This is a genomic window from Pseudoalteromonas sp. 19-MNA-CIBAN-0066, assembly GCF_040308705.1.
GTDB lineage: Bacteria > Pseudomonadota > Gammaproteobacteria > Enterobacterales > Alteromonadaceae > Pseudoalteromonas > Pseudoalteromonas nigrifaciens.
This window is the reverse complement of record NZ_JBEONZ010000006.1, coordinates 83,389-95,274: the sequence shown is the minus strand read 5'-3', so window position 1 is coordinate 95,274 and position 11,886 is coordinate 83,389. Positions and strand designations below refer to the sequence as shown.

At 41.0% G+C, this 11,886-nt stretch carries 9 protein-coding genes and 1 pseudogene; 4 read left to right on the top strand and 6 right to left on the bottom strand.

Features of this window, described 5'->3' with window-relative positions; all coding sequences use genetic code 11:
* Positions 1-6: 6 nt before the first annotated feature.
* From gcvH to AAEZ18_RS05870, 3 genes are all read right to left on the bottom strand, one after another.
* Complete coding sequence (gene gcvH / locus AAEZ18_RS05880) at positions 7-396, bottom strand: glycine cleavage system protein GcvH (protein ID WP_011329122.1); 390 nt, start codon at positions 394-396, stop codon at positions 7-9.
* A 59-nt stretch (positions 397-455) separates the two neighbouring features.
* Positions 456-1,538, bottom strand: a complete 1,083-nt coding sequence (gcvT, locus tag AAEZ18_RS05875) for a glycine cleavage system aminomethyltransferase GcvT (protein ID WP_011329123.1) — start codon at positions 1,536-1,538, stop codon at positions 456-458.
* A gap of 157 nt (positions 1,539-1,695) precedes the next feature.
* Positions 1,696-2,295, bottom strand: coding sequence for a hypothetical protein (locus AAEZ18_RS05870; protein WP_179808116.1), 600 nt, complete (start codon positions 2,293-2,295; stop codon positions 1,696-1,698).
* Positions 2,296-2,422: 127 nt separating this feature from the next.
* On the opposite strand from AAEZ18_RS05870, the gene AAEZ18_RS05865 reads away from it, so the two are divergent.
* Together AAEZ18_RS05865 and AAEZ18_RS05860 are read left to right on the top strand one after the other, a co-directional pair.
* Entirely contained in the window at positions 2,423-3,268 is an 846-nt protein-coding gene (locus AAEZ18_RS05865; protein ID WP_011329125.1) for a LysR family transcriptional regulator, read from the top strand.
* A 173-nt stretch (positions 3,269-3,441) separates the two neighbouring features.
* Complete coding sequence (locus tag AAEZ18_RS05860) at positions 3,442-5,598, top strand: TonB-dependent receptor family protein (RefSeq protein WP_350594693.1); 2,157 nt, start codon at positions 3,442-3,444, stop codon at positions 5,596-5,598.
* 186 nt (positions 5,599-5,784) lie between these two features.
* Here the strand turns inward: AAEZ18_RS05860 and rlmB are convergent, their stop codons facing one another.
* The 3 genes and pseudogenes from rlmB to AAEZ18_RS05845 all read right to left on the bottom strand — a co-directional run bounded on the left by rlmB (position 5,785) and on the right by AAEZ18_RS05845 (position 10,008).
* The gene (rlmB, locus tag AAEZ18_RS05855) at positions 5,785-6,528 is read right to left on the bottom strand and encodes a 23S rRNA (guanosine(2251)-2'-O)-methyltransferase RlmB (protein WP_011329127.1); all 744 of its coding nucleotides are present in this window, start codon (positions 6,526-6,528) and stop codon (positions 5,785-5,787) included.
* Positions 6,525-9,016 (bottom strand): annotated as a pseudogene (gene rnr / locus AAEZ18_RS05850) (ribonuclease R). Before rnr ends, rlmB begins: the two are co-directional and overlap by 4 nt.
* 257 nt (positions 9,017-9,273) lie before the next feature.
* Positions 9,274-10,008 (bottom strand): enoyl-CoA hydratase/isomerase family protein, encoded by a 735-nt coding sequence (locus AAEZ18_RS05845; RefSeq protein WP_086993265.1) that lies wholly within the window; start codon positions 10,006-10,008, stop codon positions 9,274-9,276.
* A 311-nt stretch (positions 10,009-10,319) separates the two neighbouring features.
* Between AAEZ18_RS05845 and AAEZ18_RS05840 the strand changes: the two genes are divergently transcribed.
* Complete coding sequence (locus tag AAEZ18_RS05840) at positions 10,320-11,186, top strand: DMT family transporter (RefSeq protein WP_182676461.1); 867 nt, start codon at positions 10,320-10,322, stop codon at positions 11,184-11,186.
* Positions 11,183-11,875 carry a glycerophosphodiester phosphodiesterase gene (locus AAEZ18_RS05835; RefSeq protein WP_197181786.1) on the top strand — a complete coding sequence of 231 codons (693 nt, stop codon included), beginning with the start codon at positions 11,183-11,185 and terminating at the stop codon, positions 11,873-11,875. The genes AAEZ18_RS05840 and AAEZ18_RS05835 overlap by 4 nt, the downstream gene beginning before the upstream one ends.
* The last annotated feature ends 11 nt before the right edge of the window (positions 11,876-11,886 follow it).

Sequence of the window (11,886 nt, the reverse complement as noted above, 5' to 3'; positions counted from 1 at the left end):
TAAAGATTAATCTTCGTCAATAGTGTTTGCGTAGTCTTCTGCATTTAGTAGGTTTTCAAGCTCAGACTCATCTGATGCTTTAATGCGAAATAACCAGCCGTCACCAAACGCGTCGGTGTTAACTGTTTCTGGTGCGTCTTCTAGCTCTTCGTTAATTGCAACAATTTCGCCACCAATTGGTGCGTAAATGTCTGATGCTGCTTTTACCGATTCTGCTACTGCACACTCTTCGCCTGCATCTACTTCGTCGCCTACTTCTGGAAGTTCTACGAATACCATGTCGCCAAGTAACTCTTGCGCATGTTCAGTAATACCAACAGTAAACGTACCGTCACCTTCGTTGCGAACCCACTCGTGTGAAGAGGCATACTTTAACTCGCTAGGGATATTGCTCATTTTGTTTTGTCCTTTGGTTTATATTGGGTGATAGCACCAAAATTAAATTTATTTATACTTTAAAGTATTGATTTACCGTTACGTACAAAGCCAGGCTTTACTACTTTTACGGTAACTAATTTTTTACGCATTTCTACCTGAGCGGTGTCGCCCGTTGAACGTGGTACACGTGCAAGCGCTACACTGTAACCCAGTGTTGGTGAAAAAGTGCCAGAAGTAATAACACCTTCGCCACCATCAACAATTACTTTAGAGCCACTGCGCAAGATACCTTTTTCTTCTAGCACTAGGCCTACTTGTTTATCAGTGCTTTGGTCGGCGCGTTGTTGTACTAGTACATCACGGCCAATAAAGTCACGACTTTGTGGTTCCCATGCAATAGTCCAAGCCATGTTAGCCGCTAGTGGCGATACGCTTTCGTCCATATCTAGGCCATAAAGGTTCATGCCCGCTTCTAAACGTAGCGTGTCGCGTGCGCCTAAACCTGCTGGTGCAACTCCTGCGTCTAACAGTTGTTGCCATAAATCGGCAGCTTGCTCTTTTGGCACTACAATTTCGTAACCGTCTTCGCCAGTATAACCCGTTGTGGCAATAAATAAATCACCTGTTTGCACGCCAAAAAACGGTTTCATACCCTCTATTGCTGCATTTTGCTCAGCTGTTAATAATGTGGCAGTTTTAGCTTTAGCGTTAGGGCCTTGCACTGCAATCATGCCAAATTCGTTACGCTCTGTAACGGTAACGGCAAAATCGGCTGATATTTTAGCAAGGTGAGCTAAGTCTTTTTCGCGAGTTGCTGAGTTAACAACTAGGCGATAAGAGGTGTTACTGAAAAAATAAATTATTAAGTCGTCAATTACGCCGCCTTGCTCATTTAGCATTGGGGTATATAACGCTTTACCAGGTACGGTAAGTTTAGCAACATCGTTTGCTACTAGTTTTTGTAAAAATGCTTGTGCTTGCTCGCCTTGTATATCAACAATGGTCATGTGCGATACGTCAAACATACCGGCATCGTTGCGTACTGCATTGTGCTCTTCTATTTGCGAGCCGTAGTTAATTGGCATTTCCCAGCCATGAAAATCAACCATTTTAGCGCCCGCTTCAAGGTGCTTAGCATAAAGTACTGTTTTAGAAGTCATGATATTCCTTCACTTTTAAATTAACCCAGTTATTTGGGCGTGGCCTCAATTTAATGAGGGGGAATAATATGGCCTGCATTTAACGCCTGCCAAATTGTAATTAAACACAGCCAAATATTAATACTAAGCTGTGAGCACCCAAGTTAGGGTGAATATTTTACGCTGCAGCGCCTTGAATAAGGGCAAAGCCTTGGGCTTGCATATACTCTTGCCACTTTTGCAGCTCAGGAGTTTTAGCCACCAGTACAAATTGTTGCTGGTCGTTTTTATTTATGACTGTGATAAATACGTCACCGCTTTGCGTACCGTAACATAATTGTGCATCTGAAAGACGTAAACCCGGCGTTAATTTAAAGGCTTCTACAATTGAGTCAAAGGCATTACTGCCGCTTAAAATAAAGCTTGCTAGGTCAGTACGCATAACATAATCAATGTCATAACGCAGTTGTTGCTCGTTTATAAGTGCTTGTAATTGCAGACTTGCGCAGTGCGGTAATATAAATCTAAAAGCGGTTTCGCTAAAGCAGTAAACGGCATAGCTATAATCAGAATTAAAATCGCCATCAAGGGTGCCAATTAAACCCAAACCACTGGCAGTTAACTTAGTTAAATCGTGGCCTAGTATATTACTTAAAAATACCGAGGCTTCTGTGCCGCTAAAGTCTATTACAACGTGGTTGTTGCTGGCCTGCAAAGAATTAATAACCGCGCTGTTAGCTTTGCTATGGCGGGCAAACATAATGGGGCTAAAAGTCATAACAAACACCTATCAAACTTATAATATCAAAAGTATATTGCTCCCGCTGTACAACAACAAATTGTAATTATTAATCAATTGATAAATAATGCTTATATATATGGCGATATTAATTGTGATTTTAAATATGAAAAACATTTCAACAGATAGTTTACGCACTTTTGTAATGGTAGTAGAGGCCAGCGGCTTTGCTAAAGCCGGCGATTTACTTGGCTTATCGCAACCTGCGGTTAGCCTGCAAATAAAGCGCTTAGAAGATTTGCTCGGTTATAAATTATTTAAAAAACAAGGCCAACGCCAAGTGCTTAATCAATATGGCGAGCTATTATTGCCAATGGCTAAACAAATGATGCAACACAACGATGCCATTTTGCAGCTATTTACCTCAGAAAGTATTACCGGCCGAGTACGTTTGGGTATTCCAAGCGAATTTGCAGCGCGTATTTTACCCTCTATTATTGGCGACTTTGTAGCTTTATACCCTGAAGTATCGCTGGAAGTTAAATCGCGTTTAAGTAAGCATTTATTATCGCAAGAACGCCAAGATCAGTTTGATTTAGTACTGGCACTCAACGAGCAGCTCGACTCGGAGCAATTTCCTATTTTTAAGCAAGATCAGCTAGTATGGGTGGGCGACTTGTCGCTGGCACAAAACGACACTGTTACTTTGGTTACCGCTCCCGAGGGGTGTATTTACAGACGCCGAGCTATAGAGGCGCTAGAAAGGTCGGGAATAAAGTATCGTATTGTGTATAGCAACGCCGATTTAACTGGGCTTATTGCTGCGTTAAAAGAAGGCTTAGGCATTACAGTGCTGGCTAAAAGTACTGTACCAAACGAGCTAAACTATCAACTTAAAACCAAATTTTTACCATCCTTGGGTGATATTGGTATTAGCTTAGTAAAAACGGCCAGTGAGCCAGAAAATGCCGTTTTTAAACTGGCCGAATTTATAAAACTTCGCTTAGGCTAACCTGCTTTATACACATACTAGCCAACAAACCTTCATATATTAAAAGTTATATATATGAAGATTTTTAGTTATAAAAACTTACACACGCAAACACTGAATAACATTGATTCTCATTCGTTAACGTGTTTAAATTGCGCCAATTTAGTTAATTGACCCAATTTAGGATAGTCTCAATGGCACATAAGTTTTTAGTATCTACCCTTGCAACTGCGGTTGCCTTGTCTATTAGTGCAACTGCAATGGCAAAAGATATGGGTAAGGTAGAGCGTAACTTTGAACAAATTACAGTTATAGGCTCACAACAAGCTATTAACGATATTCCGGGCTCTGCAACGTTTATTTCGGATGCTGAGCTGCAAAAATTTGAATTTACCGACATTTCTCGTGTTTTAGCCTCTGTACCTGGTGTTTACGTACAAGAAGAAGACGGCTACGGCCTGCGCCCTAATATAGGTATGCGCGGAACTGGCACTGGTCGTAACGACAAAATATCAGTAATGGAAGATGGTGTACTTGTAGCACCTGCGCCTTACTCGGCTCCTTCGGCTTATTACTTCCCTACTATGGGCCGCATGGAGTCTATTGAAGTATTAAAAGGTGCTGCATCGGTTAAATATGGTCCACGTACTACAGGCGGCGTTTTAAACTTATTATCGCGCAGTTTACCAACCGAGCCTAATAGCTCAACAGGTATGCTTGATGCTGCCTTAGGTAGCGATGGCTACTATAAAGGCCATGCTTATTTTGCCAAAGAAAAAAACAATACCGCGGGTTTAATTGAAGTATTTACCTACGGCGCAGATGGTTTTAAAGACCTGCCAGTTGGCGATGACAACACCGGCTTTGAAAAAACTGACTTACTATTAAAGTTAGGCCATACATTTGGTAAAAATGACGCGCATAACCTTGAGCTAAAAATTAAGTATTCAGACGAAACATCAGACGAAACTTACATGGGCTTAACCGATGCCGATTACCAAGCAACGCCATACCGTCGTTATGCGGCATCGCAAAATGATGAAATGAATACCCGTCACAATGCTTATCAACTTAACTATGCATATCGCTTTGGTGCAGGTTACGAACTACTTGCTACGGCATATTTAAACGACTTTCATCGTAACTGGTATAAAGCCAGTAAAGTAAGCGAAAGCTACCTTGAGCAGTACAGCGAATTTGAAGCCAACCCTACCGCACAAGGTATTGAAGGCATTGCTATAAAAGCAAATAACCGCGACTACCAAGCTAAAGGTATTCAGTCTGAGCTGCATATTCCTGCTGGCAATCACTATATAACTGTGGGTATGCGTTACCATGAAGACGAAATGGATCGCTTTCAGTGGCAAGACGAGTACACGCTTAATCAAGACTTAAGCATAACACTGACAGAGCGCGGAGTTCCGGGTTCTGACAGTAACCGCGTAGATAGTGCCACTGCACGTACTTTATTTATTCAAGACGAATGGACGCTAGATGCATTAGTGATCAGTGCAGGCCTGCGCTTCGAAGACATTACGATTACCCGTGAAGAGTGGGCAAAGTCGGATCCTACACGCAGCAATGGTTTAACTAAAAACGTGTCGAACGACACTGATATTTTAGTGCCGTCACTCGGTGCAACTTACACAGTAAACGACAACATCACTCTACTTGCTGGTATTCAACAAGGTTATGCACCAGCCGCGCCGGGTAATGCCGACCAAGAAGAAGAAAAAAGTGTAAATATTGAATTTGGTTCACGCTATAACGTAAGCGGTATTAATGGTGAAATTATTGCGTTTTATTCTGATTACGACAACATGCACGGTAATTGTACTGCCGCTGTAGGGTGTAGCGATGAGAACATTGGCGATCAATATAACTATGGTGAAGTAGCTGTTTCTGGCGTTGAATTTAGTGCAGGCCATACTTTTAACACCGATACTGTTATGTTCCCGGTTAAGCTAACTTACACCTACACCGATTCTGAATTTAAAAACACTTTTGATTCAGAAATTTGGGGCACAGTAGAAAAAGGCGACGCTATGCCTTACGTGCCAAAAAACCAAGTAGCACTCTCTATGGGTGCTGAATTATCAGCATTTGTTGTACACAGCCAACTGCGCTATGTATCTGACTCACATGCAGATTTAACCGACTCTGGCTTAAATGCTATTAATAGCCGTGTGGTATGGGATTTAGCCGCTAAATACCGCATCGACGACAATCAAAAAGTATACTTAAGCGTTGATAACTTGTTTGATAAAACCTACATTGCTAATCGTGCTAATGGCGGTATTCAACCAGGTAAGCCTCGTACCCTACAGTTGGGCTACACTTACAGCTTTTAAGCTTTATGCTGGTTAAACGGCTCACTAACAGCGGTAATAATTTTTTATGCAGGAAACACTACACATCTAAATTATTGCCTTGTTATTGAACCGTTTATAACAACCGCATTAAATTACGAACACAAAAAAACCGAGGTTGAATTTTCAACCTCGGTTTTTTATTGCTTAAACGAGCCAGTTAATAACTTAGTTATTAACGCTACGTTGGCGTAATACTTCAAATAAACAAATACCTGTGGCTACCGATACGTTTAAGCTTGAAACCGTTCCCGCCATAGGTATTTTAACTAACAAGTCGCAATGCTCGCGGGTTAAACGGCGCATGCCTTCGCCTTCGGCACCCATAACAATAGCCATTGGCCCTGTTAAGCTGGCATCAAATACGTGGTTATCTGTTTCGCCTGCAGTGCCTACAACCCAAACACCAGCGTCTTTAATTTCGCGCAATGTACGTGCAAGGTTAGTAACCTGAATAAGCGGTACTGTTTCGGCTGCGCCACAGGCAACTTTACGCGCTGTGCCGTTAAGCTTAGCTGAGCGATCTTTAGGTACAATTACAGCATGTACGCCAGCGGCGTCGGCACTACGTAAACATGCACCTAAGTTATGCGGATCAGTAATGCCATCAAGCACTAACAAAAATGGAGTATCTTCACGTGCAATAATCGCATCAAGATCTTTTTCGTTAAACGTTGGTGCTGCTTTTACGTTGGCAATAATACCTTGATGCTGCTCGCCTTTTGATTTGCTATCAAGGGCTTTGCGTTGCATGTACTGTACTGAAATACCAAATTTAAGTGCTTCATCAATAATCGGGGTTGAGCGTTTATCGTCACGCCCTTTAAGCGCGTAAATTTCTACAAAACGCTCTGGTTCGCTTGCTAAAATCGCTTCAACAGAATGAAAACCAAAAATTAATTCATTACTCACGTATTTTCTGCTCCTGGGGTATTACGTTTGCGGGCATTTTTGCCTACTCTTTTAGGCTTTTTAACGGCCTTTTTTTTCGTTTTTTATTTGCTGTGGCATCTACTGCTTTTTTGTCTGCTGGTTGAGTTGCCGACTTATTTGCAGGTTTACCTTTATCTTTGCTTGCTGGCCTTTTTTTACCTTTAGGTTTTTCATCGCCATGCGATTTTTTACCCGGTACTTTGCCTGCTTTTAACTGTGAACGTACACTCGCAGGTGCATGCTCAGATTTATCAGTGCCTTTTGGCCCACGGCGGCGCGTGTATCGGTCTTGCGCTTTATCGCCTTTAAGGGTTAAGTTTATGCGTCTGTCTTCTAAGCTAACCGATGCAACACTTACCGTTACTTTATCGCCAAGGCGATATACTTTGTGCGTTTGCTCGCCTATTAAACAATGTTTTGCGGCATCATGGGCAAAAAATTCATTGCCTAAGTTGGCAACATGAATAAGGCCATCAATTTGCAAATCATCTAAACGAATGAATAAACCAAAATTGGTTACCGATGAAATAACACCATCAAACTCAGTGCCAACGTGATCTTGCATAAACTCACATTTTAACCAATCGGCTACTTCGCGAGTAGCATCGTCGGCGCGGCGCTCTGTGGTAGAACACTGCTCACCTAACTTATCTACTTCGTCATCTGTGTATGCGTATTCGCCTGAAGTATGTTGGCCTTGTGCTTTTAGTACCGCTTTTATAGCACGATGCACTACTAAGTCGGGGTAACGACGAATTGGTGAAGTAAAGTGCGCATAAGCAGATAAGGCTAAACCAAAGTGGCCTATGTTATCTGGTTGATACACAGCTTGCTTCATTGAGCGCAGCAGCATGGTTTGAATAAGCTCTGCTTCTGGGCGATCGCCTAAACGAGCTAGTACTTGAGTAATTTCTTTAGGTGTTGGCTCGTCGCTTAACGTGCTCTCAATACCAAGTTCGCCTAAAAACTTAGTAAAGTTACCTAGTTTTTCGCTATCTGGCTCGTCATGCACACGAAATAGCGTGCTGGCTTCGTGTTTTTCAAGTAATTTAGCCGCCGATACGTTGGCTAAAATCATACATTCTTCAATAAGTTTGTGCGCATCGTTACGAATAACCGGCACTATCGATTCTATTTTACGCTGTGCGTTAAATACAAAACGAGTTTCGAGAGTTTCAAACTCAATTGCACCACGCTCTTGGCGAGCCGATTTAAGCGCTAAATACATTTGCTGTAAATCGGTTAAATGTGGCACTACATGCGCATATTCTTTACGTAGTTTCTCATCGTTTTGTAAAATGGCATTTACTTTGGTGTAAGTTAAACGTGCATGCGAATTCATTATCGCTTCGTAAAACTTATAACCCGAAAGCTTGCCCGAATCTGACACTGTCATTTCGGCAACCATACATAAGCGGTCAACTTCAGGGTTAAGCGAACATAAGCCGTTAGACAATACTTTAGGCAGCATAGGAATTACTTGCTCAGGAAAATACACTGAGTTACCGCGCTCTATGGCTTCTTTGTTTAGCGGGGTGTTCATACCTACGTAATGCGACACATCGGCAATAGCAACCCATAAACGCCAACCACCTGACTTTTTAGGCTCACAATAAACGGCATCATCAAAGTCGCGTGCGTCTTCGCCATCTATGGTTACTAAAGGTAGGTCGCGTAAATCTACGCGGTTTTGCTTGTCAGCCTCGTCAACAAATTCGCCAAGGTGGGCTACTTGCGCTTCAACTTCTTCAGGCCAAACGTGCGGAATATCGTGGTTACGCAGGGCAACTTCTATTTCCATACCTGGGGCTAAATGCTCGCCAAGTACGTCAATTACTTTACCTACCGCGTTCATATTTCGGGTGGGGTTTTGCGTTATTTTAACTTGCACCATTTGGTTATGGCGCGCGCCGTTTTCGCTTCCCGGTAAAATCATTATGTCTTGGGTAATACGCGGATCTTCGGCAACCACAACGGCAATACCATGCTCAACAAAATAGCGGCCAACAATAGGCGCGCGCTCGTTGGTAAGTACTTTTATAATACGTGCATCGCATTTTGAGCCAGAGCCACGTTTAGTGCCTTTAGCAAGTACAATGTCGCCATGTAACACCATGTTCATTTGGTGCTTAGCAATAAACCAATCTTTATTCTCGCCTTCAACTTCTAAAAAGCCAAAACCGTCTCTGTGGCCTACTACTTTGCCTTTAGTTAAACCGGCTTCGTCAATTAGGGCGTAACATTTATGCTTATTAAAATACAGCTGACCGTCACGTTCCATAGCACGAAGGCGGCGTTTAAATGCGATTTGCCGTTCTTCATCGTTTACCGCTAGTTCTTCACATAACTGTGCATAGTTAGCAGGTTTTGAACGCTCTTGAAGGTGAGTAAGTATAAACTCACGGCTAGGGACTGGGTTTTCGTACTTTTCTTGTTCTCGACTGAGATTTGGATCTTGGTTTGACATTCACTATCTTGTTAGTTTGGTTATGTAGGTATTTTAACCCATATAGCTAAAATGAGACAGGTAAAAGCTATTAAACTTTTAATAAAGCACTTTTACCTTACTTTTTGTATTTAAAAACTTAGCCTAACCGGGCTTAACCCGCCCTTAATTTTGTGGCGGGTTTATTCTGCTATAAGTTAAAATTAGTAACTAAAATTAGTAACTAAAATTAGTAGCTCAAACAAACTCATCAAGGCCTGTTTGACGCTAAGTTAGAATTATTTTTGCTGTAAATTTTTCCATAACAATTTACTGATATTATCGATAAAGATCGGATCTTCTGTTTCCATGGTTAACACTATTTGTTTATTCATTTGGGTTTTATTTTGAGCGTAAATCCAACGGTTTTTATTAAACTGTTGTGCAAAGCCCAGCGCACCTGCTTGTAATTGAGCTTCATCGGCAAAAATAGCTTCTACTACTTTGTTATCTAATAACTCTTGTGCCCCTACTCGCATACCCGACATAGCTAAACGGTTAAAAAAGGCTTGTGGAATAGCTTTATTAATAATAGGAAACATTGAGGGTAAAAATGGCACCATCACATCGACTTCAGGAAAACAAAAAAATCCTTTATCAGATTTCATTAGCCTAAAATCACAAGCGCAGGCCAATACTGCACCATTACCAAAAGTATGGCCGTTTAACGCGGCAATAATCGGCATAGGAAACGTAACAATGCGTTTTAATAACGCGGTTACATCGCTCATAAAGCCGGCAATTGTTTCTGGGGTATTACTCGTATTAGCCATCCACTCTAAATCGATTCCCAATGACCAATTTTTTTCACTGTTAGATGTAAGCACCACCGACTTAATATTTTTATCAGCTTCTATTTGATCAAGGTGCTGATTAAACTCAGCCAAAAACTCTGGATTATGGCGGTTTTCGGGGGTATTCATGGTTAAAACGGCCGTGCTTTCTTCGGTTTTTATTGCTATAAAACGTGTCATTTATTCCCTCATTTTTCATTATTTTAATTATTAATGCTGTTTCAGCAGCGCGTTTTTGTTATTAATACACTCAAGCTTGGTTTAGTGTTTTTACGCACAACTTTACAAATAAACGTTTAATTCCTGTATTTATCAATTTTAAACGCAGTAACCTACTAACGAGTGTAAGCTAAACGAATATTAAAAGTAAATTCGATTTTAGTTACATTACCTTAAATACAGCTAACTTTGCTTACATTTGTCACGAAAAATCAAAAATTCATCTTAACCATTGTCTGCAATATTTAGATGAGCCAACATAAGGAAATAACATGCAGTCGCAACAGCAAAGTTTAATTTACCTACACATTGCCGTATTACTCTTTGGCGGCACTGCGCTATTTGCAAAGTTAATTGGTTTAAATGCACTCGACATTACCGTGTATCGTGCAGCCATAGCCGGCATCGCTATTTTTATTTTGCTCGGCATGCAAAAAAAACCGATTAAGCTAAACCAAGGTAAAGATTACTTAATTGCCCTGTTACTCGGTGTGGCAGTAGGCATACATTGGGTAACTTATTTTGCGGGAATGCAACTTGCTGGGATCACCATTGGTATGTTGGCTTTTTTTAGCTACCCGGTAATAACCGTATTTTTAGAACCGTTTTTTCATAAAAGTAAGCCCAAAGCAAAAGACATTATTAGTGCGGCGGTAGTATTAATCGGCATTTATTTATTAATACCTAATACAAATTTAGGGAATGATGTAACACTTGGGGTGATCACTGGGGTTATTTCGGCGTTCTTTTTTGCCATTCGTAATATCATTCATAAGCGCTATTTTAATCAATACGGTGGCCCGCAAACCATGTTTTATCAAACCTTGGTTGCCAGCCTAATGCTTTGCGCGTTTATTGAAGTGCCTATTTATGCGACCACTAATCACGATTTGGTGCTTATTTTAGTTGCGGGAGTTATATTTACCGCAGCTCCACACTCATTATTTGCTGCCAGTTTAAAGCATTTATCGGCGGCAACCGCGGGGCTAATTGCTTGCCTTCAGCCACTTTACGGCACATTATTAGCTATTATTATTTTGCATGAGCGCCCCTCTATCGCCACTTTTATTGGTGGTGCATTAATTGTTAGCGCTGCTTGTTTTGAAACTTGGTCTATTGCACGGAAATCACGCCAATGAAAGTATTTGCCCATCGCGGTGCCAGTGGGCACTTTCCAGAGAACACCCAAAGCGCCATTATGGCGGCCTTACAAATAGGCGTTGACGGCATTGAAGTAGATGTACAAAGCGCACTTGATGATTACATGATCATTCACGACACTTGGCTTGATAGAACCACTAACGGCGTAGGTAAAGTGTGTAACTTTACTGCTGCTCACATTATGCAACTCAATGCTGGTAATGGCGAAAAAGTACCAACTTTACAGCAACTTTTTGATTGGAATAATAATCAAACACTCTTAAATTTAGAGCTAAAACATACTTTTAATCTTGAACAGTTTGCAGCTCAAGTTGAAAAAAACATTACAGAAAAACGCATATCAGCAGATAACATTTTAGTGTCGTCGTTCGATCATCATCAACTAGCCTGGTTAAAAAAACGCTTACCTTGGCTAAAAATGGGTGCACTAACGTCATCTATACCAATTAATTATGCAAAGTTTGCTGAAGACTTAGGCGCGTACAGTGTTCATGTAGATAAAAACTTTATAAATAAAGCCTTTGTAGATGATGCAAAACAACGTGGTTTAATAATTTATGCGTACACTGTAGACAAACAACAAGATATAAAGCTGATGCTAGATTTAGGTGTGGATGGTATTTTTACAAATTATCCGGCACAAACTAAAGCTTACTTAGGTGATTAATAATAACCAAA